A 22,461-nucleotide genomic window follows, 5' to 3' on the forward strand; every position below is an offset into this window, starting at 1 on the left:
CCCGTCGGACCGGAGGCCGGACGGACGGGTGCGCGCGGAGCTCCTCGGCCACCAGGAAGGCGAGCTCGAGCGACTGCATGTGGTTGAGGCGCGGGTCGCACAGCGACTCGTACCGGGTCGCGAGGGTCGCCTCGTCGATGTGCTCCGAGCCGCCCAGGCACTCGGTGACGTCGTCGCCCGTGAGCTCGACGTGCATGCCGCCCGGGTACGTGCCGACCGCGCGGTGCACCTCGAAGAACCCGAGGACCTCGTCCACGACGTCGTCGAACCGGCGGGTCTTGTACCCGTTCGGCGTGGTGAGCCCGTTGCCGTGCATCGGGTCGGTCACCCAGAGCGGGTTCGCGTCCATGGCCTTGACCGCCTCGAGCAGCTTCGGGAGCTCGTCGCGGATCCGGCCGGCACCCATCCGGGTGATGAAGGTCAGGCGGCCCGGCTCGCGCTCCGGGTCGAGCTTCTCGATGAGGGCCCGCATGTCGTCGACGCTCGTGGTCGGCCCGAGCTTGACGCCGATCGGGTTCCGCACGCGGGACAGGAAGTCGACGTGCGCCCCGTCGAGGTCGCGGGTGCGCTCCCCGATCCAGATGAAGTGGCCGGACGTGTCGTACGCCTGACCCGACCGGGAGTCGATCCGGGTCATCGGGCGCTCGTAGTCCATGAGCAGGCCCTCGTGCGAGGCGTAGAACTCGACGTGCTTGAGCGCCTCGAAGTCGGCGCCGCACGCGGCCATGAACTGGATGGCACGGTCGATCTCGGCCGCCAGGTTCTCGTACCGGGCGTTCGCCGGGTTCGCCGCGAAGCCCTTGTTCCACGAGTGCACCTGGCGCAGGTCGGCGAACCCGCCCTGCGTGAAGGCGCGGACGAGGTTCAGGGTGGACGCCGCCGTGTGGTAGCCCTGCACGAGCCGACGCGGGTCGGCCTGGCGGGACTCCGGCGTGAAGTCGTACCCGTTCACGATGTCACCGCGGTAGGCCGGCAGGGTGACGTCCCCCCGGGTCTCGAGGTCGCTCGACCGGGGCTTCGCGAACTGCCCCGCCATGCGGCCCATCTTGATGACCGGGGTCGACGCACCGTAGGTGAGCACGACGGCCATCTGCAGGATGGTCTTCACGCGGTCGCGGATCGAGTCCGCGGTGGCGCCGGCGAAGGTCTCGGCGCAGTCACCGCCCTGCAGCAGGAACGCCCTGCCCTGGGCGGCGGCGGCCAGGCGGTCGCGCAGCTGGTCGACCTCGCCCGCGAAGACGAGCGGCGGCAGGGTGGCGATCTCCGCGGAGGCGGCCTCGGCAGCGGCGGGGTCCGGCCAGGTCGGCTGCTGCTTGATCGGGAGCGTGCGCCAGTGGTCGAGCCCCGCGATCACGTCAGGGTCCTGCAGGGTGAGGGAGTCGATCGACTCGGACAAGGCTGCACCTCGGTGTTCTGGTCGCACGCGGCCGTCGCCGGGACGGCGTCCCGACGGTTGCGGGACTGTCCGAGCCTACCGTCCGGGTGTGACCCGACGCTCCCGCATGACGGTCTCCCGGGCGGTCGTCGCGCGCTCCTTGACGCTCGTCGCGTAGACGTCCTCGTACTCCTGCCGGCTCAGCCCGCGGAGCTCGTGCATGATCTCGTCCGTCACGCTGCGGAGGATGAAGCGGTCGGTCTCGAGTCCCTCGAAGCGGGAGAAGTCGAGCGGCTTGCCGAAGACGACGCCGACGCGCTTGAACTTCGGGAACTTCTGGCCGATCTGCTGGACCTCACGGGTGCCGACCATCGCGACGGGCACGACGACGACCCGGCCCTCCAGGACCATCCGGGCGATGCCGGTCCGGCCGCGGTAGAGCTTGCCGTCCGGGCTGCGCGTGCCCTCCGGGTAGATGCCGAGCTGCTCGCCGCGGGCCAGGACCTGCAGCCCGGTGCGGAGCGAGGCCTCCGATGCCTTGCCGCCGGAGCGGTCGATGGGGAGCTGCCCGATCGCGTTGAAGAACGTCTTCGTCGCCCAGCCCTTCAGCCCGCGGCCGGTGAAGTAGTCGCTCTTCGCGAGGAACGACATCCGCCGGTCGAGCACGGCGGGCAGGATCACGGAGTCGATGAACGACACGTGGTTCGACGCGAAGATGACCGGCCCGGACCGCGGGACGTTCTCGCGGCCGATCACCCACGGCCGGAACAGCGTCAGGATGAGCGGGCCGAGCACGAAGTTCTTCAGCAGCCAGTAGAGCATCGTCGACTCCGTCGGGTGGGGTGTGGTCAGGCCGTGCGGGCGTGGATGCGGGCGAGGTCGGCGGCACCGACCACCCCCGCGTCGTTGACGAGCTCGGCGATCACGAAGTCCGGCTCCGGGTGGTAGCCGCGGGCCGGGAGGTTGTTGAGGTACGCCTGCTTGATCGGCTCGAGCAGCCGGTCACCGGCGCTGGCGACCCCGCCGCCGAACACGAACAGCTGCGGGTCGAGCACCGCGGACAACGACGCGCACGCCTCGCCCAGGTGCCGTCCGAGCCGACGCAGCGCGGCGAGGGCGCCGGGGTCGTCGGCCAGGATGAGGTCCCCGACGACCGCGCCGTCCAGGTGGCCGCCGTTCGCGTCACGGGCCTCGGCCAGTGCCACGCCGATGCCACCGGCGTCCGCGACGTCGTTCGCCATCCGCTGGAGGGCGCGGCCCGAGCCGTACTGCTCGATGCACCCGCGCGCGCCGCACCCACAGGGCAGGCCGTTCGGGACGATGCGGAGGTGCCCGATCTCGCCGCCGGTGCCGAACCCGCCACGGAACAGGCGGTCCTCGGTGACGATCGCGCCCCCGACACCGGTGCCGATCGTCAGCATGGTCATGTCCGACACCAGGCGACCGGCACCGAAGCGGAACTCGGCCCACCCGGCGGCGTTCGCGTCGTTGTCGACGGTGATGTGCAGGTCGCCGAGACGCTCCTGCAGCTTCTGGCGCAGGGGTTCGTTCCGCCAGCGGATGTTCGGCGTGTAGTAGACGATCGACTGCGATGCGTCGATGAAGCCCGGCGCCGCGACCCCCACCGCACCGACCTGGTGCTGGAGGCTGAGGCGCTCGACCATCGACACGACGTCGTCGAGCATGGCGATCGGGTCCGCAGCGTTCGTGGCGACGCGGTCCTCGGCGAGGATCTCGCCGAGCTCCGTGACGACCGCTCCCGCGATCTTGGTGCCCCCGATGTCGATTCCGATGGCATGCACGAACACGCAGCCTACCGGTTCGGCGGCGGCGCACCGAACGGGTGGACGCTCACCGAACTCCGGAGGAGTCGTCCTATGCTGAGTGTGAGCCGTCTCGACGATGAGCGGACTCACATCGAACCGGCCGACGAGGGAGTTGCCGTGACCGATCAGCGTGCCGACCGCACCACGTCCACCAGCAGGGGCGGGTCACCCGCCGAACACGGCGCCGGCCCGGTCGCACCGGACCACGGTTCAGCGGCCCGGCTGCTCACGGACCGGGCGACGCTCACGCCCGACCGTCCGATCCTCGCCGAGCGCACCGGCGACACCTGGACCGGCATCAGCGCCGCCGACGTCCTCGCGCGCGTCCGCGGCATCGCGAAGGGCTTCGTCGCAGCGGGGCTGCAGCCCGGCGCCCACGTGGCGATCCTCTCGCGCACGCGGATGGAGTGGACGCTCGTCGACTTCGCGGTGTGGACCGCGGGTCTCGTGTCCGTCCCGGTGTACGAGACGAGCGCGCCGGACCAGATCCGGCACGTCCTGGCCGACTCCGAGTCCGTCGCGATCGTCGTCGAGCAGGAGGAGCACGCCCGACGGGTCGCCGGCATCGCCGCCGACCTGCCGCACCTCGGCCAGCACTGGACGATCGACGGCGGCGGTCTCGACGACCTGACCCGCCTCGGCGAGGACGTCAGCGACGAGGAGCTCGACGGCCGGACGGCCACGGTGTCCGGGCGCGACGACGCCACGATCATCTACACCTCCGGGACGACCGGGCGCCCGAAGGGCTGCGTGCTCCGGCACGACAACTTCACCGCCACCGTGGAGAACGCCACCGAGGCCATGTCGGAGGTGGTGGCCGGGGACGCCTCCACCCTGCTCTTCATCCCGATGGCCCACGTGTTCGCCCGGTTCATCGCGGCGATGTCGGTCTCCGCCGGCGTGCTCGTCGGCCACGAACCGGACACGAAGGACCTGCTCAGGGCGGTCTCGACCTTCAAGCCGAGCTTCCTGCTCGCGGTCCCCCGGGTGTTCGAGAAGATCTACAACTCGTCCGAGCAGAAGGCCGACCTCGGGGGCAAGGGCAGGGTCTTCCGCGCGGCAGCCGCGACCGCCGTGGCGCACTCCGAGGCCGTCGCGGCCGGTCGGGTGCCGCTCGGCCTCACGCTGCGCTTCCGGCTCTTCGACAAGCTGGTGTACGCGAAGCTCCGGGACGCACTCGGCGGTCGGGTCCGCTACGCGATCAGCGGGTCCGCACCGCTCTCCCCGCGCCTGTCCCACTTCTTCCGCTCGATCGGCGTCGTCATCCTCGAGGGGTACGGCCTCACGGAGACGACCGCGCCCGCGACGGTGAACCGTGCGACGGAGTTGCGGATCGGCACCGTCGGTCGTGCCCTGCCGGGCGTGGAGGTCCGGGTCGCGGACGACCACGAGATCCTGATCCGCGGGGTCGACGTCTTCGACCGCTACTGGCAGAACCCGGAGGCGACGGCGGCGGCGTTCCGCGACGGCTGGTTCCGCACCGGCGACCTCGGCCGGCTGGACGCCGACGGGGTCCTCACCGTGACCGGGCGCGCGAAGGAGCTCATCGTCACCGCGAGCGGCAAGAACGTCGCGCCGGCGCCACTCGAGGACGCCGTCCGTGAGCACCCGGTGGTCGGTCAGGTCGTGGTCGTGGGCGAGGGCAAGCCGTTCGTCGCGGCCCTCGTCACGCTCGATCGCGAGATGCTCCCGGGCTGGTGTGCGGCGCGCGGGATCGAGCCCGCGCTGACGCCCCGGCAGGCCGTCCACGACGAGCGGGTGCAGCAGGCCGTGCAGGAGGCGGTGGACGCCGCGAACGGCCGGGTCTCGCGCGCGGAGTCGATCCGCTCGTTCTCGGTCGTCGACGCTGACCTGACCGAGGCCTCCGGGCACCTCACGCCGAAGCTCACCGTGAAGCGCTCGGTCGTGCTGCGCGACTTCGCCGCGGACATCGACCACATCTACTCGGGGTCGAAGGTGCAGACGACGTCGACGCCCGTCGTGCAGGAGCGCCGTCGCCACTGACTCGTGAGAGCACCGGAGGCCCGTCACCGTGGGAACGGTGACGGGCCTCCGGTGGTCCTGGCGCGCCCGGACCGCCGGGGACCGGTCGGGTCGCGCCGCTACGCCTGCGGGACCTCCGGCGAGTCGATCGGGTCGAGGACCGCCGTCGCGGCGGCTCCCGTCGAGACCGGTTCGGGTCGGCGGTTGGTGCGGGTGCGGTGCGAGCTGAGCTCGTCGTTCTGAGGTGCCATCGTGCTCGTCCTCGTGCGTGGGATCGTCATCGGTGGGGTGACCGACCCGAGTACGGTACTCCGTCCTCGACGAGGACCGACAATCCCACGTCCGGGTGTCACCCGACCGCGGCGCACGGGCCGCGGTCGGGTGCTCAGCGGCGCATCGCGATGACGGCCGACGACTTCGCGCTGGCCGTCGAGACGCCCGGGTGTGTGATCGACACGCGGACGCGGTACTTGGCCTCGGGGAGGCTGCCCAGTGCCCAGCGGACCGAGTTCGTCCCCTTCTTGACGGCGACGTTCTTCGCCACCGCGTGCCACGTCCCGGAGCCGCTGCGGGCCACCGAGACGGTCGCCTTGGCCCCGGAGACCCAGGCCGCGTCGTGGAACTTCACGAGGGTCGCGCCGTTCGCGCTCGGGTCGGTCCGGAGGTGCAGGGCCTTGAGGTGCCAGGTGAGCGCACCCGGGTCCTCGTTCGGGTCGAACCGGAGCTGCGAGATGGTGCGCCCCTTCCATCCGAGCTTCGGGTTCAGGGCGTCCTCGTCGAGGTCGTTCTGGGCACTCAGGTCGATCTCGATCCGACGGGCGTTGCCGCCCGACCAGGTGAGCATGTCGTTGCCGATCTGCGGGATGGTCGACGACGGGTCCCACCAGATGAGCCGCGCCATCTTGCCGCCACCCGGGGTCCCCGCGAGCGAGAACGGGCCGTCGTACGTGTACTCGACGGAGAGGTGGTGGTACGAGTCGGCCTTGAAGCGGGACACCGGCAGGGAGAGCTGCGAGTCGCCGGGGTACTGGCCGGAGTTCCGCGCGGTCATCCCGTCCGCGCCGTAGCCGAGCACCGTGGCGTACTTCACACCGATGCCGCTCGCGTTGCCCGCGCTCGTGAAGACCCACGGCTTGCCGCGCTGTCGGGTGGCGAGGTCGACGCCCTGCCGCGTGTTCGGCGAGTCGACGACCGGACGCGGACGGCGCGCGACGACGGCGTCCCCGTAGGTCCCCGGAGGGTAGGCGGCGTGCGAGCCACCCGCACCGCGCAGGCGGGTCCAGTCGATGAGGGCCGTGCCGGACTTGCCCGCGGGCAGGACGACCGGGTCGAGACGGAGCGCGACGATCTTGCCCGACCAGGGACGACCGGACTGCAGGGTGGACGCCGACGACAGCGACAGGTCGTAGACCTTCGTGCCCGGCGTCACCGGGAAGGTGATGCCGCCACCGCACTCGGAGGTCTTCTCGCGGCAGGTCCACCACCAGACCGCGCCGATCTGCCGGTCGAACGGCTGGTTCATCTTGAACGACAGCCGCTTGTACCGCGAGGCGTCGATCGGCAGCGAGGCGCCGTCACGGCCGTACGGCAGGCTGCCGCTCACGGTGTCGACGAGGGAGACGGAGTCCCCGGAGCGGAGCGCGACCCGGAGGTTGCCACCGGAGACCGATGCGGAGGTGCCCACGGCGTCGGTGTTCTGGTCGGCGGTGTTCGAGTAGTCCCACGGGTCGCCGTAGACCTCGGAGGCGAAGTCGGGTGACTCGACCTCACGGGTGGCTGCGGCTGCCCGTTCGGGTGCCGGGACGACGCTGATGGTCGTGCCGACGAGTGCCGCGAAGGCGGCGAGGACGACGATGGACGCGGTACGACGACGTGCCGCGCGGTGACGCTGCTGCATGCTGCTGATCCCCTGACCTGGACCGCCACGGCGGCGGTACCAGGTGACCGTACACAACGCCGGCGCCTGGGTCTGTCCGCCCTTGAGCGGACAAACCCGCTCCAGTTCGGGGGGGGTGGTCAGCGTTCGGCGGTCAGTGGAACCAGTCCTGCGCGCGGATGTCCCGCAGCGCCTGCCGCCGGGTCTCCGGGTCGAGCGTCATCACGTACACCGTGCCGTCGAGGTGGTCGCACTCGTGTTGCAGGGCCTCCGCCATCAGGCCGGTGCCCTCGAGCACGACCTCGGCACCGTCGACGTCGACGCCGCGCACCTTGGCGTAGGGGAACCGTCGCGTCGGGTACGCCAGACCCGGCACCGACAGGCACCCCTCGTCCATGAGTTCGGGCTCGCCTGCGGTCTCGACGAGCTCCGGGTTGAGGACGTACCCGACCTCGCCGTCGACGTTGTAGGAGAACGCACGGAGTCCGACACCGATCTGCGGCGCCGCGACGCCGGCACGACCGGGCTCCTTGACGGTGTCGACGAGGTCCTGGACGAGGTCGCGGATCCCCTCGGAACCGATCCGGACGGGATCGGCTGGTGAGCGGAGGACGGGGTCGCCGAACAGGCGGATGGGACGGACGGTCACGTTACTGCAGCACCACCAAGAGGTCGCCGGCGTCCACCTGCTGGGTCACCGGGATCGCGAGACGGCCGACGGTCCCCGCGACGGGGGCCGTGATGGCCGCTTCCATCTTCATCGCCTCGATGCTCGCCACGGCCTGTCCGGCCTCGACGACGTCACCGACGGCGACCTTGAGCGTCACGACCCCGGAGAACGGGGCGGCGACGTGCTTCGGGTCGGATCGGTCCGCCTGCTCGGCGGCCTTGGTCTCGACGACGACCGAGCGGTCCCGCACGGCCACCGGCCGCAGCTGCCCGTTCATGGTCGCCATGACGGTCCGGACGCCCTGGGCGTCGACCTCGCCGATCGCCTCGAGCCCGACGAGCAGGTTCACGCCCTTGCCGAGCGGCACCACGTGCTCCTCCCCCTGGCGCAGGCCGTAGAGGTAGTCGACGGTGGGCACGACGGAGAGGTCGCCGTACTCGTCCCGCACCTCCTGGAACCGGCGCGTCGGCTGCTCGAACAGCAGGCGGTTCAGGGCCTGCTGCCGGACGGTGCCCGGGGTGTCCAGTGCGGCGCGCTCGTGCTCCGGCACCGGGGTGACGGCGATCCGGACGTCGCGTCCGGCCAGGACCTTCGACCGGAACGGCTCGGGCCACCCCCCGGGCAGGTCACCGAGCTCCCCCGCCATGAAGCCGATCACGGAGTCCGGCACGTCGTACTTCTCCGGGTGCTGCTCGAAGTCCGCGGGGTCGGCGTCGACCGCGGCGAGCTGCAGCGCGAGGTCACCGACCACCTTCGAGGACGGCGTGACCTTCGTCGGACGGCCGAGGATCCGGTTCGCCTCGGCGTACCAGTCCTCGACCTGCTCGAACCGGTCGCCGAGCCCGAGGGCGATGGCCTGCTGGCGGAGGTTCGACAGCTGTCCGCCCGGGATCTCGTGCTTGTAGACCCGGCCGGTGGGGCCGGCGAGCCCGGACTCGAAGGGCGCGTACACCCGACGGACCGCCTCCCAGTACGGCTCGAGGTCACCGACGGCGCCGAGGTCGATGCCCGTGTCCCGCTCGGTGTGCGCGAGCGCCGCCACCAGGGCCGACATGCTCGGCTGGCTCGTCGTGCCGGCCATCGGGGCCGCGGCCACGTCGACCGCGTCCGCTCCGGCCCGGGACGCCGCCATCAGGGTCGCGAGCTGCCCGCCCGCGGTGTCGTGCGTGTGCACGTGCACGGGCTGGTCGAAGCGCGCACGCAGGGCGGCGACGAGCCGCTCGGCCGCCCCGGCGCGGAGGAGGCCCGCCATGTCCTTGATCCCGATGACGTGCGCGCCGGCCTCGACCATCTGCTCGGCCAACCGGAGGTAGTAGTCGAGCGTGTACAGGTCCTCCGCCGGGTCCAGGAGGTCGCCGGTGTAGCAGAGCGCCGCCTCGGCGACCGCCGTGCCGGTGGCGAGCACGGCCTCCAGGGCGGGGCGGAGCTGGCTCACGTCGTTCAGCGCGTCGAACACGCGGAAGACGTCGACGCCGGTCGCGGCGGCCTCGGCGACGAACGCGTCGGTCACCTCCGTCGGGTACGGCGTGTACCCGACGGTGTTGCGACCGCGCAGCAGCATCTGGATCGGGATGTTCGGCATCGCGGTGCGCAGCGCCGTCAGGCGCTCCCACGGGTCCTCCCCGAGGAACCGGAGCGCGACGTCGTAGGTCGCGCCGCCCCACGCCTCCATGCTGAGCAGCTGCGGGGTGAGCCTGGCGACGTGCGGGGCGACCGCGACGAGGTCCTTCGTGCGGACGCGGGTGGCGAGGAGCGACTGGTGCGCGTCGCGCATCGTCGTCTCGGTCACGGCGAGGGCGGTCTGCGCACGCAGCGCCTCGGCCCACGCGGCCGGGCCGACCCGGAGCAGCAGGTCGCGCTGCCCCGCCGGCACCGGCGCAGCGAGGTCCGTGGCCGGGAGCTTCAGCGCCGGGTCCACCACGTGGGCGGCCGGCGAACCGTTCGGCCGGTTGACCGTGACGTCCGCGAGCCAGTTGAGCACCTTCGTGCCGCGGTCCTTCGACACGTGGCCGTCGAACAGCTGCGGGCGTTCCCCGATGAAGGCGGTCGAGACGTCCCCGCGGGCGAAGTCCGGGTCCTCGAGGACGGCCTGCAGGAAGGGGATGTTCGTGCTGACGCCGCGGATGCGGAACTCCGCGAGGGCACGACGGGCGCGGGCGACCGCCGCCGGGAAGTCACGACCGCGGCACGTCATCTTCGCGAGCATCGAGTCGAAGTGCGGGCTGATCTGCGCGCCGGTGGCGACGGTGCCGCCGTCGAGCCGCACGCCGGCGCCACCCGGGCTGCGGTACGTCGTGATCCGGCCGGTGTCGGGTCGGAACCCCTGCGTCGGGTCCTCGGTCGTGATGCGGGTCTGCAACGCGGCGCCGTGGACCGCGACGCCGTCCTGCGACAGGCCGAGGTCGGCGAGCGTCTCCCCCGCGGCGATCCGCATCTGCGACTGCACGAGGTCGACGTCGGTGACCTCTTCCGTCACGGTGTGCTCGACCTGGATGCGCGGGTTCATCTCGATGAAGACGTGCTGGCCGGCGCGCTCCCCCACGGTGTCCAGGAGGAACTCGACCGTCCCCGCGTTCACGTAGCCGATCGAGCGCGCGAAGGCCACGGCGTCGCGGTGCAGTGCCGCCGCGATCGACGGGTCGAGGTTCGGCGCCGGTGCGATCTCGACGACCTTCTGGTTCCGCCGCTGCACCGAGCAGTCCCGCTCGAACAGGTGGATGGTGCCAGCATCGTCACCGGTCGCGTCGGCGAGGATCTGCACCTCGATGTGCCGTGGACGCAGGACCGCCTGCTCGAGGAACATCGTCGGGTCACCGAAGGCACTGTCGGCTTCGCGCATCGCCTCCTCGAGCGCCGGACGGAGCTCCGCGGGCGTCTCGACCCGCCGCATGCCGCGTCCGCCACCACCGGCGACCGCCTTCGCGAACACCGGGAACCCGATCGCCTCGGCGCCGGCGACGAGTTCGTCGACGTCGCGGCTGGCCGGCGTGCTCGCGAGGACCGGGACCCCCGCGGCGATCGCGTGCTCCTTCGCGGTGACCTTGTTGCCGGCCATCTCGAGCACGTGCTCACCCGGACCGATGAAGGTGATGCCCGCGGCGGCGGCCGCCGCGGCGAGCTCGGGGTTCTCGGACAGGAAGCCGTAACCCGGGTAGATCGCGTCGGCACCGGACTCGCGGGCGACGCGGATGATCTCGGAGACGTCCAGGTAGGCACGGACCGGGTGGCCACGCTCCCCGATGAGGTACGCCTCGTCGGCCTTCAGCCGGTGCAGGGAGTTGCGGTCCTCGTAGGGGTAGACCGCCACGGTGCGGGCACCGAGCTCGTACGCCGCGCGGAAGGCTCGGATGGCGATCTCGCCACGGTTCGCGACCAGGATCTTGTCGAACACGAGGTCCCTTTCAGCCCGGGTTGAGGTCTCACAACCCTACTGGCGGTAACGTTGCTCATCGTGCATGTACTCAGCGTGAGCTCGCTCAAGGGCGGTGTCGGCAAGACGACCGTGACACTCGGCCTGACCTCGGCAGCGTTCGCCAAGGGTCTGCGCACCCTCGTGGTGGACCTCGATCCCCAGTCGGACGTGTCGACGGGACTCGACATCGACCTGACGGGCCACCTCAACGTGGCCGACGTCCTCGAGAACCCCAAGGAGAAGATCGTCCGTCAGGCGATCGCCCCCTCCGGCTGGACGAAGGGGTCCCAGGGCAAGATCGACGTCATGGTCGGATCGCCCTCGGCCATCAACTTCGACGGCCCGCACCCGTCGATCCGCGACATCTGGAAGCTCGAGGAGGCCCTGGCGAACGTCGAGGCCGACTACGACCTCGTCCTCATCGACTGCGCGCCGTCGCTGAACGCCCTGACCCGTACCGCCTGGGCCGCGTCGGACCGCGTCTCCGTCGTCACCGAGCCCGGCCTGTTCTCCGTCGCCGCCGCCGACCGTGCCCTCCGCGCGATCGAGGAGATCCGTCGCGGACTCTCGCCGCGCCTCCAGCCCCTCGGCATCATCGTCAACCGCGCCCGCGTGCAGTCGCTCGAGCACCAGTTCCGCATCAAGGAACTCCGTGACATGTTCGGGCCGCTCGTGCTCTCCCCGCAGCTGCCCGAGCGCACCTCGCTCCAGCAGGCGCAGGGTGCCGCGAAGCCCCTGCACGTTTGGCCGGGTGAGTCCGCGCAGGAGATGGCGCGGAACTTCGACCAACTGCTCGAGCGGATCATGCGCACGGGCAAGATCGGTCCGTACGCCGACGGCGCGAGCGCCAGCGCGGAGTAGTCCGCGCCGGACGTCGTGGAGGGCCGCCGGTGGGCGGCCCTTCGTCGTTCCGGGACCGGACGCCAGCTCGGTCAGATCGCCGAGCGGCCACGGCGTCCCGCTCAGGTTGCCGAGCGCGCCTCGGCCCGTCGGGTCGAGCGCGTCGGAGCGCCGGGCCGCGACCGCTCGGCGAACCCGCGGGACACCGACGAGTCTGCGGGACGCGGTCTGCGCCCCCGCTGGCTGCGGTCGGTGTTGTCGAGGTTCCACGACGTGCCGCCTGCGTTCGTCGCGGTTCCGGGATCCCGGCATCCGGAGCGACGAAATGCCGCAATTGCGGAACCTGGGGCGGACGGCGCATCCCGCCGGTCGGCCCCGACGCCGCGGAGGCGCGAGCGCCCCGCGCGTCAGGAGGCGCGCGTCGCCCGGCGGGCGGCGAGCTCGTCGCTCGGGTCCTCGGCCGGGGTGGCGTCGAGTTCGACCAGCGAGGACTCGACCTCGCGCAGGACCTTGCCGACCGCGATGCCGAAGACGCCCTGGCCGCGCGACACGAGGTCGATGACCTCGTCGTCGGAGGTGCACAGGTACACCGAGGCACCGTCCGACATCAGGGTGGTCTGCGCCAGGTCGCTCACGCCGGCTTCGCGGAGCTGGTTCACTGCGGTGCGGATCTGCTGCAGAGAGATGCCGGTGTCGAGCAGACGCTTGACGAGCTTGAGCACGAGGATGTCGCGGAAGCCGTACAGGCGCTGCGACCCGGAACCGGCAGCACCGCGGATCGTGGGCTGGACGAGTTCGGTGCGGGCCCAGTAGTCGAGCTGACGGTAGCTGATGCCGGCTGCCTTGGCGGCGACGGTGCCGCGGTACCCGTTCTGTTCGTCGTGCTCGGGCAGGCCGTCGGTGAACAGCAGCCCGAGGTCGTACCGCGTCATGTCAGACGGGGTACCGGGGACATCGTTCCCACTCATCAGCTTGCCTTCCACGACGATCGAGCTCCCACCCGAAGCTTCAACAGCGGGTTGAGAGTTGTTCCGAGGTCCACGGTAGCGAGTCGGGCGGCGTGGAGGCGGGACATCCGCTCCGGCGCGTCCGGCGTGTCGAGGATATGCCCCGGCACCGACGGCCGTCGAGGGTCGACCCGCTCCGGAGCGCTCACGAGTCGAGCCGACCGATGGCCGCTCGGATGAGTGACGAGCGGATGACCTCGAGGTGTCCGGCGATCTCCCGGGCGAGTTCGAGCGCCTTCGCGCGCGAGGTGGCGTCACCCCGCCGCGACACCGGCATGAGTGCGGACTCGATGAGCCCGACTTCCCGCTCGGCGGTCGCGCGGAAGGTGCGCAGGTGTCGCGGCTCGATCCCGGAGCGCTGGAGCTCGACGAGGGCCTTGAGGACGCCGACGGACTCTTCCCCGTAGGAGTCCGCCGCGGGGAGCAGGGACGACGAGACCGCGTCCCCCACGAGCATCGGGGACGCTCCGGCCACGCGCTGGAGTTCGTCGCGCGAGTACCGCCGTTCCCGCCCGAGCATGGACGGACGGGGCACGTCCCCACCGCCCGGCAGCGTCGGCTCGCGGCCGGCGTCGAGGTCGGCGAGGTACTCCTTGATGACCTTGAGCGGGAGGTAGTGGTCCCGCTGCAGGCCGAGCACGATCCGGAGTCGGTCGACGTCGGCCTGCGAGAACTTCCGGTACCCGCTCTGCGTCCGGACCGGGGTGACGAGTTCGCGTTCCTCGAGGAACCGCAGCTTCGAGCTGGACAGGTCCGGGAAGTCCGGCTTCAGCCGCGCCAGCACCTGTCCGATCGTGAGCAGGTCCGGTGCCGGCGACACCGCCCGCGCCGCCGCGGAGCGGGGTGCCACTACGCGTTCGCCAGGCGCGCCAGGTCGACCCGGGAGGCGTAGAACGTCAGGCGGAACTTGCCGACCTGGACCTCCGACCCGTCGACGAGGAGCGCTTCGTCGATGCGCACACCGTCGAAGTACGTCCCGTTGAGGGAACCGAGGTCCTGCACGCTGAAGGACGTCCCGCGGCGGATGAAGTCCGCGTGCTTGCGGGACACCGTCACGTCGTCGAGGAAGATGTCGGCGTCGGGGTGCCGTCCGGCCGTCGTGACGTCGGAGTCGAGGAGGAACCGTGCTCCGACGTTCGGACCGCGTCGGACGACGAGCAGCGCCGACCCCGACGGCAGCGCCGAGATCGCGTCGCGTTCTTCCGCGGAGACTCCGGCCTCGGGCGTGAGCGCCGCGGCGTTCTCCATGCTGAAGGTCAGCGTGGTGTCGACCAGCCGCTGCTCCGGGGTTCGTCGTCCCGGCTGCGGGACCACTGGATCTGGCATCGTGGACCTCCTCCTCTTGGTCGCCCAGCGTATCGGAAACCAGCCGGTCGGCGAGAGCCCCGTCCACAGGGGACACAGGAGGCTCCCCGCCGACCGGCGGGGAGCCTCCTGTCCGGTGGCTGTCGGACCGCGACCGGTCAGCGCGTCGCGCCCTCCGGGGCTGCCTTCCCGGCGCGGACGTCCTGCAGGATCTCCTTCACCTCGGCGTCCTTCAGGCGGGTCCACGGCGAGCCGTCCGGGTCGCTCGTGGACGCCTCGGGGCTCTCGCCGGTGTTCCACCACTTGGCCTGGTAGGGCGTGCCGTCGAACAGGACCCGGTCGCCCGTGTCGTACGCCGCGGTCCCGGACCACCCCGCGTAGGTGCCCTTCGGCAGCGTGAGCGGTGTGACCGGCTTCTCCCCCGCGAGCACCGGGCCGACGAGCTGCCACGGCGTCTCGTACGCGCTGAGCACGGCGTCGTCGGGCAGGTCGCCCGAGGTCCACCACTTCGCCTCGTAGACGTTGCGGTGCCAGACGATCTTCGTGCCCTCGAGGTAGGAGGCCTCGTCGTCCCACACCGGGTACGGGCTCGTCGACGGGTCGTCGGTGGGCTGCACGGTCGAGGACGGCTCGGCCTTCGTGACGTCGCCCGAGGCCGCGACGATGCCGCCGCCGAAGCCCTTGCCGAGCACGTCGGCGAAGAGCACACCGTCCTGGTCCACGCCCGAGCAGGAGTTCGACACGGTGGAGAGGTTGACGTAGTTCGAGCCGCACGTGGTGTCGCGGTTCAGGGACCACATCGACATGCGCCCGAGACCCTGCTGCTTCGCCCAGGCGTTGAGCTTGCGGGCGTCGGTGAGCGAGAAGACCTCGTCCTGCACGTCGTTCTGCCCGATCATCGGGGTGGTGCCGACCTTGTGCCACAGGGTCCGGTCGCCGAGCGGGGTCCCGGCCCGCGTGTAGAGGATGCCGAGTTGGCGCTTGACCTGCTGCAGCGTCTCGACCGATGCCGAGTACATGCTCTGGCTCGAGCCCTTGCTCGCGCCGTAGTCCATCGTCATCGCGTTGACGCCGGCCAGGTCGACCCCGGCACGCAGGAACTGCGCGACCGCCCGGGTGCCGTCCGCGGTGAGCCCGCCGGGTGCGGCCGGCAGCGTCAGCCACACCGCGAGAGGGTGCCCGGCGGCGCGGCGCTGCTCCTGCAGGTCGGCGACCGCTGCCGCACGGCGCTTGCCGGCGTCGGCCTTCGTCAGGTCGTCACTCTCGATGTCGAAGTCGACGGTCGAGACGTCGTACCGCTTCACGACGCTCTGGTACGCCGAGACGAGTTTGCTCCGGTCGGTGCAGGTCGTCGCGAGCTCGTCGTTGGCGAGCCCGCCGAACGACACCGCGACCGCGCCCTTCTGCTGCTCGAGTCGGGCGATGCGCCGGTCGAGGTCGAGCTGGTCGCCCGCTTCCTGCAGCCCGTACGCCGCGCCCCACGTCGGCGTGCACGCCTCGTCGTGGTCGGCGACCACGAAGGACAGCATGACGTCGCGGCCCGCCGTCGACTTGACGTCCTCGAACGGGAACGTCGGGGTGACGGTGACGTCGGTGTAGGCGGCGAACCAGGGCTTCACCGTCTCGGCGGCCTGGGCGCTCTGCCAGCGGTCCAGCCCGGCGTAGCCTCCGGCGGCGACCGCGAGGGCCACCGCGGCGGCCACGGTCACGCGGATCGGGGACAGTCGTCGTGTGGTGCTCATGGTCAGGCCGCCGTCTTCTCGTCGTGGTGCACGGTGTCGTGCCGGGTCGCCAGGTGTTCCGGCATGGTGGTGCCGCGCTGGCCGAAGTACAGCACCGAGCGCCAGTCCTCGGTCGCGGGCACGGGCTCGGGGACCAGGCCGCGCCGGCCCGCCTTCGCGGAGAGACGGGCCTCCTTGCGGGCCGCACGGCGTGCGGCGCGGGCGGACGGGTCGTAGAACATCCACCCGGTCGCCCAGAGGAAGACGTCGACCACGGAGTTCCAGACACCGATGTAGGCGACGATCGCGTACGTGGCGAGCAGGGCGTTGAACGCGGCGAACGTGGCGTTGCCCCAGTTCTCGGCGCCGAAGTCACGGACGAAGGTGAACACCGAGAAGGCGACGATCGCGTACGGCGCGAGGACGTAGAGCGCGGGCGAGGCGGTGCGGTCCCGGACCTTCGGCGTGCGGGCGAACGGGATCTTCTTCGCGGTGAGCGCCTGCTGGATGCTCTTGAGCACCCCGGCGACGTTCACCGGCATGAGGATGAGGTTGAACCCGTAGATGCGGAGGATGTCGGTGCGCTTGTACCCGCAGTACTTGAGGTCGCTCGCGAAGAGCCAGAAGTACGGCAGCGCGGCGAGGAGCACCATCGGGCTGAGCAGCCGGGAGTCGTACGGGTAGGCCAGCAGGAAGATGAGCCCGAGCGAGCCCCACGCGATCGACGCCATGTAGTTCACGCGGAGCGCCATCTCGACCACGCTGACGCGCTCCCCGCGGGCCTTGCGCTCACGCACCTGGCGGATGTACTTCGGCAGGATGAGCAGCCCGCCGTTGGCCCAGCGACGTCGCTGCACGATGAGCGAGCCGAAGTCCGGCGGGGTGGCGCTGTAGGACAGTCGCTCCGGGTAGTTCACGAGCGTCCAGCCGTGCATGCCGAGGTCGACGCTCGACTCGGTGTCCTCGATGACCGTGCGGTCCTGCACGTAGCGCTTGACCTCGAAGCCGCCGACCGTCTCGGTCTCCTCGATGTCGCGGAGGGCCCGGGTGCGGATGACGGCGTTCGCGCCGACCCAGAACGTGGCCCCGTACTTCGACATGCCCTGGTGCAGGATGTGCTGGATGTCGGTCGTGGCACCGGCCAGGCGCTCGATGCGGGTGGCCGCACCGCGGAACGACGAGTACGGGGTCTGGGTGACGGCGACGTTCGCGTTCTCGGGCTGCTCGAGGAAGTAGACCAGGCGCAGGCAGTAGTCGCGCAGGAGCACCGAGTCGGCGTCGAGCGTCAGGACGTAGTCGGAGGCGGGGACGACCAGGTCGGCCTCGGCCGGGTCCGCGACGGTGCGGAGGACCGTGCCCGATGCGGTCTCCTCGTACCGGTAGGCGCCGCCGAGCAGGCCGAGGTAGGAGTTCAGGTTCATCGCCTTGTTCGCCTCGTGCGAGAGGTTCGCGTAGCGCTTCCGCTCGAAGGTGGTGATCTCGGCGGTGAACGTCCAGGTGAGCCGGCGCTGCAGTTCGACCGCACGGGCCGAGGTCACGTCGGTGACCTCCCGGTCGCCGGCGTCGGTGATGGCGGCGTCGAGTGCTTCGGCGGTCAGGCGGAACTCGTCGGCCAGGCCCACGAGGACCTGGTCGTGGAAGAAGTGGTCCACGTGGTCGGCGATGCCGTGCTCGCGTGCGTGCCGGCGGAGCCAGGCGTCGGCCCAGCGGTGGTGCGCGACCAGGGTGCGGAGGGCCGCCACGGAGGCCATCGGCGCCTGCTCGGCCTCGATCTCGGCGAAGAACAGGGCTTCGCGGAAGCGGTGGGACGGGGCCGCGAGCTGCGCCTGGATGGACGCCGCCACGGCGCGGGTGCGCTCGAGCTTCGCGGCGGTCTCCGGGTCGGTGGGGAACGGGTCGTCGTCGACGAGCAGGACGACGCGGAGGGACGGGTACTCCTGCAGGGCGGCGGACCAGAGGGTGGTCGCGACGACGTCCGGCTCCTCGGCGTAACTCGGCACGAGGACGGTCAGCGGCGACCCGTGTCCCTCGGCGAAGTGCCGGTCGAGTTCCGCACGCGGGACCCGGACGTGGGTCGCGAAGCGCTCGAGGGCTCCCTGGCGGGCGACCAGGTGCATGAGGGCGGAGAAGGTGAGGAAGGTGACGACGACCAGGTACGAGACGGCCTCGGTGGTGAACCGGAAGCTCTCGGTGCCGTAGTCCAGGAACTGTCGGATCACCGTGTAGACGAGGTAGGCGAGCCAGAAGGCGATCGTCAGGATGATGGCGACACGGCCGGAGACGAGCTTCCGGTCGGAGGGGCGAGCGTGGATGGTGTCGAGCGGCCGGGTCCGCCGCTCGGCCCCCCACTGTCGACGGCGCATCGGGGCGTCGTCCAGCTGTTCGGGCATGCTGTCCTTCGTTCGTACCGGACCAGTGGCCGTCGGGTGTGGCCGCTGTCGGGAGTCCGGTGTTCGTGGACGACGGTACGGCGACCGTGCGCCCGGAGCGGACCCCCGGACGGGGGGTTCTGACCCCCTTCTGCGGGATACCGCAAGCGTGCGCGCGGACCCGCATCCGGGGGTGGTCCCGGCGAGTCCGACCGTCGCCTGCGCCCCGCCTGGAGGCCCGGTGCACGTCCGTCGGGAGCGCTGCGGTACACGCTCGGTCGCGCCCGACCGACGAACTGTGCGGGGTGCGCTGGCTCAGCGCCCGCGGGCGAGCAGCCAGAGCAGGTACGGCGCTCCGACGACCCCGGTGACGACCCCGACCGGCAGCGTGACCCCGGGCAGGGCGAACTGCGCGACCAGGTCGGAGCCGAGGGTCACGACCGCACCGACGGCGGCGGCCGGGCCGAGGGCGGGGCGTCCGCCACCGACGAGCCTCCTGGCGATCGGCGCTGCCATGAGCGCGACGAACGACACCGGACCGGCGGTGGCGACCGCCGCCGCGGTGAGGAGGACGGCGGTGAGGAGCAGCAGCACCTTGGCCCGGTCGGGTCGGAGGCCGAGCGAGGCCGCGACCTCGTCGCCGAGGGAGAGGACACCGAGACGGGGCGACTGCAGGAGCGCGAGCACCATCAGGACGACGAAGCCGACGAGCAGCGCGCCGACGACGGTGCGGTCGACCGCGTTGAGGCTGCCGGAGAGCCACAGGAGTGCCGTCCCCGCCTGCTGCACGCTCCCGCTCGTCAGGAGCCACCCGGTGATGCTCAGGGCGACCGCGCCGACACCGACCCCGACGAGGACCACCCGGTTCCCGGTGATCCCCCGGCGCCAGGCGAGCACGGCGATGAGCACCGCGACCGCGACCGCGCCGACGAGCACGACGCCGAACAGGGCGACACCCGAGGCGCCGAACAGCACGATCGCGACGAGACCCGAGGCGCTCGCCCCGGACGTGATGCCGATGATGTCCGGACTCGCGATGGGGTTGCGGACGACGCTCTGCACGATCGCGCCGGCGGTGCCGAGGCTCGCCCCGACGAGCAGCGCGGCGAGGACCCGCGGCCCGCGCAGCTGTCCGAGCACGAAGTCCGAGACCGCGTCACCCCGCCCGAGCAGACCGTCGAGGACCTGCACGGGCGACAACGGGATCTCGCCGACACCGAGGCCGACGAGCACGAGGCCGAGCAGCACGACGAGCGCGGCGACGAGCACGAGGAGCTCCCGCCGCGCGGTCCCGCCCCGACGGCGGACGGCGTCGCCGGTGGCCGGTGCACTCTCGGTCGGCGTGGTGCTCACAGGCCCCGCACCACCCGCGACCGGACCAGCGCGATGAAGACCGGCGCACCGATGAGCGCCGTGACGATGCCGACCTGGAGCTCCCCCGGGTAGGCGACGACCCTGCCGATGACGTCGGCGACGAGCAGGAGGGCCGGCGCGACGACCGCGGACAGGAGGATCGTCCAGCGGTGGTCGGGTCCGGACAGGCGCCGGACGGCGTGCGGGACGGCGAGGCCGACGAAGGCGATCGGTCCGGCTGCGGCGACCGCGGACCCGGCGAGCAGCACCGTCACGATGGCCCCGACCGCGCGCACGAGCACCACGCGTTGGCCCAGGGAGGCCGCGAGTTCGTCGCCGAGCGCGAGGGTGTTCAGCGAACGACCGAGCCCGACCGCGACGACGAGCCCGAGGACCACCGGCGCGACGACCACACCCGCTGTGCCGAGGTCCCCGCCCGCGAGCGCGCCGACCTGCCAGAAGCGCAGCTGGTCGAGCAGGGACGCGTTCGTCACGAGCACCGCGGTGGTGATCGAGGAGAGGGCGGCGGCGGTGACGGCGCCGGACAGCGCGAGGCCGACCGGGGTGAGGCCACCGCGGGCGACCGCGGCGATGCCGTAGACGAGCAGCGCGGCGAGGGCGGCTCCGGCGAACGCGAACGGCAGGTACGTGGCGGTCCCGCTGACGCCGAACACGGCGATCCCCACGACGACGGCCAGGGCGGCCCCCGCGTTGATGCCGAGGATGCTCGGGTCGGCGAGCGGGTTGCGGGTGACCCCCTGCATGACGGCGCCGGCGACCCCGAGTGCGGCGCCGGCGAGGAGCCCGACGACGGTCCGCGGCAGCCGGTTGCCGAGCACGATGAGGCCGGTCTCGTCGTCGCGGCCCGGGTGCGCGAGGGTGTCGAGGACGACGCCGAGCGGGATCGGTCGGCTCCCGACGGCGATGCTCAGGGCGCAGGCGACGGCCAGCGCGACGACCGCGAGGACGACGGCCAGCACGAGCCGGGACGCGGGCGCGGGTGCGGGAGGCACGACGGATCGGGGACGCATGGGAGGTGCGGCGAGCCTAACCGATCGCCGGCATGCCGCGGAGACCGGCGTCCGGCGACTCCCGAGCGGGTGCTCGGCCGGGCCTCGGGTGGTTCATAGGACGGTCATGGGCAGCGGGCCTGTACTGGTCCCCATCGACGGCCGACCGGGCCGTGCGGACGACCGGAGAGCACCATGAACGAGACCCCGACCCCAGCCGCGGACGATGCCGGACAGCAGCAGGCACCGGCGTGGGAGCCGCCGCACGCGGACCCGTCGACGCTCCGCGCAGCGCACGCCTTCGACGGCTCGGGTCCGTACCTCTTCGCCCCCGACGGGTCCGGTCCGTACGCCTACTCCCCGGACGGTCGCGGTCCGTACCGCGTCGGGAGCGCAGCGCTCGGGGCCACCTCCGCGCCGCAGGGTTGGACGGGCGCCCCCGGGGCCGCTCCGGGGACCACGGGTCGTCGTCGCCGTGTCGGGCTCGCGATCGGGTCGGGCATCGCCGCACTCGCGATCGTGGGCGCCGCCGGCGGGACGGCGCTCGGCCTGTCGTCGCACGGCACGACGGCCACCTCGAGCCGGTCACAGGGCACGACGACCGTCCCCGGTCCCGGATCCGCGGGCAGCGGCATCGACGGCTTCACCGTCCCCGGCCAGGACCAGGGCGGGACGGACGGCCTGTCGGACGGCGGCACGGGTACCGACGGCACGGGAGCCGGCGGCAGTGGGACCTCGCAGGCGGCAGCCACACCCGCGACCGCCGCGCAGACCGCGGGCGTCGTGACGATCGACACCGTGATCGGCTACGACGACGCGCAGCAGGCCGCCGGGACCGGCATGGTCCTCACCGCGGACGGGACCGTCCTGACGAACAACCACGTGGTCCAGGGCGCGACCTCGATCACGGTGACCGACGAGACGACCGGGGAGCAGTACACCGCTGACGTCGTGGGCACCGACGCGACGAACGACGTCGCGGTGCTGCAGCTGCGGGACGCGTCCGGCCTGTCCACCGTCGCGCTCGACGACGACGGCGTCCAGACCGGCGACACCGTGACCGACGTCGGCAACGCCGAGGGCACGGGTGACCTGGTCGCCGCCGAGGGCACCGTGACCGCGACCGACCAGGACATCCAGGTGCAGAGCGAGTCCGGTACCGGGACCGAGTCCCTGACCGGGCTCATCGAGGTCGCGGCGCAGATCGTGTCCGGTGACTCCGGCGGTCCCGTCCTGGACAGCGAGGGCGAGGTCGTCGGCATGGCGACCGCCGCGTCCTCGGGTTCGGCGGACGTCACCGGCTACGCGATCCCGATCAGCACCGCGAAGTCGATCGCCGCGCACATCCTGGCGGGCGAGGCCTCGGACACCATCACGATCGGGCTGCCGGCGTTCCTGGGCGTGCAGGTCAGCAGCGCGGCGACCGGGACCACCTCCGGTGTGCCCGTCGCCGGGACGGTCGAGGGATCGGGGGCAGCGGCCGCCGGGCTCGCCGCCGGCGACACGATCACGAGCATCGACGGCACCGCGGTCACGAGCGCATCCGAGCTGACGGAGGCGGTCGCTCGGCACGCGGTCGGCGACCGGGTCACGGTCGGCTACACGACGGCCGACGGCACCGCGGCCACGGCGACCGTCACCCTGACCGCCGGCCCGGCCGCCTGACCGGGCGCGCACCGGCGGCCCGCCACCGACGGCCCCGCACCGACGGCAC

At 72.0% G+C, this 22,461-nt stretch carries 16 protein-coding genes and 1 pseudogene; 3 read left to right on the forward strand and 14 right to left on the reverse strand.

Translation table 11 applies throughout. The features are described 5' to 3' along the window. Window positions 1–31 precede the first annotated feature (31 nt). From DEI95_RS08815 to DEI95_RS08825, 3 genes and pseudogenes are all read right to left on the reverse strand, one after another. Window positions 32–1,354 (reverse strand): annotated as a pseudogene (locus DEI95_RS08815) (class II 3-deoxy-7-phosphoheptulonate synthase); the annotation flags it as partial. 117 nt (window positions 1,355–1,471) lie between these two features. Continuing rightward, window positions 1,472–2,197, reverse strand: coding sequence for a 1-acyl-sn-glycerol-3-phosphate acyltransferase (locus DEI95_RS08820; RefSeq protein ID WP_110889603.1), 726 nt, complete (start codon window positions 2,195–2,197; stop codon window positions 1,472–1,474). Window positions 2,198–2,223: 26 nt separating this feature from the next. After that, window positions 2,224–3,177: an ROK family protein gene (locus DEI95_RS08825; protein WP_110825507.1), complete on the reverse strand. Its 954-nt coding sequence runs from the start codon at window positions 3,175–3,177 to the stop codon at window positions 2,224–2,226. Window positions 3,178–3,423: 246 nt separating this feature from the next. Between DEI95_RS08825 and DEI95_RS08830 the strand changes: the two genes are divergently transcribed. Further along, a complete protein-coding gene (locus DEI95_RS08830) occupies window positions 3,424–5,205 on the forward strand; it encodes an AMP-dependent synthetase/ligase (RefSeq protein ID WP_375342350.1) in 1,782 nt (593 codons plus the stop codon). 98 nt (window positions 5,206–5,303) lie between these two features. Here DEI95_RS08830 and DEI95_RS16975 read toward each other — a convergent pair whose 3' ends face one another. The 4 genes from DEI95_RS16975 to DEI95_RS08845 form a co-directional block, all read right to left on the reverse strand. Further along, complete coding sequence (locus tag DEI95_RS16975; protein ID WP_258365980.1) at window positions 5,304–5,435, reverse strand: hypothetical protein; 132 nt, start codon at window positions 5,433–5,435, stop codon at window positions 5,304–5,306. A gap of 134 nt (window positions 5,436–5,569) precedes the next feature. Next, a complete protein-coding gene (locus DEI95_RS08835) occupies window positions 5,570–7,081 on the reverse strand; it encodes a hypothetical protein (RefSeq protein ID WP_111060005.1) in 1,512 nt (503 codons plus the stop codon). A gap of 133 nt (window positions 7,082–7,214) precedes the next feature. After that, window positions 7,215–7,709 carry a peptide deformylase gene (locus DEI95_RS08840; protein WP_111060006.1) on the reverse strand — a complete coding sequence of 165 codons (495 nt, stop codon included), beginning with the start codon at window positions 7,707–7,709 and terminating at the stop codon, window positions 7,215–7,217. Between the two features lies 1 nt (window position 7,710). After that, the gene (locus DEI95_RS08845; RefSeq protein ID WP_111060007.1) at window positions 7,711–11,121 is read right to left on the reverse strand and encodes a pyruvate carboxylase; all 3,411 of its coding nucleotides are present in this window, start codon (window positions 11,119–11,121) and stop codon (window positions 7,711–7,713) included. A 60-nt stretch (window positions 11,122–11,181) separates the two neighbouring features. Here DEI95_RS08845 and DEI95_RS08850 point away from each other — a divergent pair, with 60 nt between their 5' ends. After that, window positions 11,182–12,003, forward strand: coding sequence for a ParA family protein (locus DEI95_RS08850; RefSeq protein ID WP_110825506.1), 822 nt, complete (start codon window positions 11,182–11,184; stop codon window positions 12,001–12,003). A 386-nt stretch (window positions 12,004–12,389) separates the two neighbouring features. Here the strand turns inward: DEI95_RS08850 and DEI95_RS08855 are convergent, their stop codons facing one another. The 7 genes from DEI95_RS08855 to DEI95_RS08885 all read right to left on the reverse strand — a co-directional run bounded on the left by DEI95_RS08855 (window position 12,390) and on the right by DEI95_RS08885 (window position 20,768). After that, the gene (locus DEI95_RS08855) at window positions 12,390–12,950 is read right to left on the reverse strand and encodes a MerR family transcriptional regulator (RefSeq protein ID WP_110825505.1); all 561 of its coding nucleotides are present in this window, start codon (window positions 12,948–12,950) and stop codon (window positions 12,390–12,392) included. 184 nt (window positions 12,951–13,134) lie between these two features. Beyond that, a complete protein-coding gene (locus DEI95_RS08860; RefSeq protein ID WP_111060008.1) occupies window positions 13,135–13,839 on the reverse strand; it encodes a MerR family transcriptional regulator in 705 nt (234 codons plus the stop codon). Next, window positions 13,839–14,315 (reverse strand): FHA domain-containing protein, encoded by a 477-nt coding sequence (locus tag DEI95_RS08865; RefSeq protein WP_110825255.1) that lies wholly within the window; start codon window positions 14,313–14,315, stop codon window positions 13,839–13,841. Before DEI95_RS08865 ends, DEI95_RS08860 begins: the two co-directional genes overlap by 1 nt. Before the next feature lie 137 nt (window positions 14,316–14,452). Next, the gene (locus tag DEI95_RS08870) at window positions 14,453–16,036 is read right to left on the reverse strand and encodes a chitinase (RefSeq protein ID WP_220036641.1); all 1,584 of its coding nucleotides are present in this window, start codon (window positions 16,034–16,036) and stop codon (window positions 14,453–14,455) included. A 2-nt stretch (window positions 16,037–16,038) separates the two neighbouring features. Continuing rightward, the gene (locus DEI95_RS08875; RefSeq protein WP_111060009.1) at window positions 16,039–18,405 is read right to left on the reverse strand and encodes a glycosyltransferase family 2 protein; all 2,367 of its coding nucleotides are present in this window, start codon (window positions 18,403–18,405) and stop codon (window positions 16,039–16,041) included. Window positions 18,406–18,699: 294 nt separating this feature from the next. Then, window positions 18,700–19,737 (reverse strand): iron chelate uptake ABC transporter family permease subunit, encoded by a 1,038-nt coding sequence (locus tag DEI95_RS08880; RefSeq protein WP_110825253.1) that lies wholly within the window; start codon window positions 19,735–19,737, stop codon window positions 18,700–18,702. Further along, window positions 19,734–20,768: an iron ABC transporter permease gene (locus tag DEI95_RS08885; RefSeq protein WP_110825252.1), complete on the reverse strand. Its 1,035-nt coding sequence runs from the start codon at window positions 20,766–20,768 to the stop codon at window positions 19,734–19,736. The genes DEI95_RS08880 and DEI95_RS08885 overlap by 4 nt, the downstream gene beginning before the upstream one ends. Before the next feature lie 174 nt (window positions 20,769–20,942). Here DEI95_RS08885 and DEI95_RS08890 point away from each other — a divergent pair, with 174 nt between their 5' ends. Then, entirely contained in the window at window positions 20,943–22,412 is a 1,470-nt protein-coding gene (locus DEI95_RS08890) for a trypsin-like peptidase domain-containing protein (protein ID WP_111060010.1), read from the forward strand. Window positions 22,413–22,461: the final 49 nt, after the last annotated feature.

Source organism: Curtobacterium sp. MCBD17_008, from assembly GCF_003234475.1.
GTDB lineage: Bacteria > Actinomycetota > Actinomycetes > Actinomycetales > Microbacteriaceae > Curtobacterium.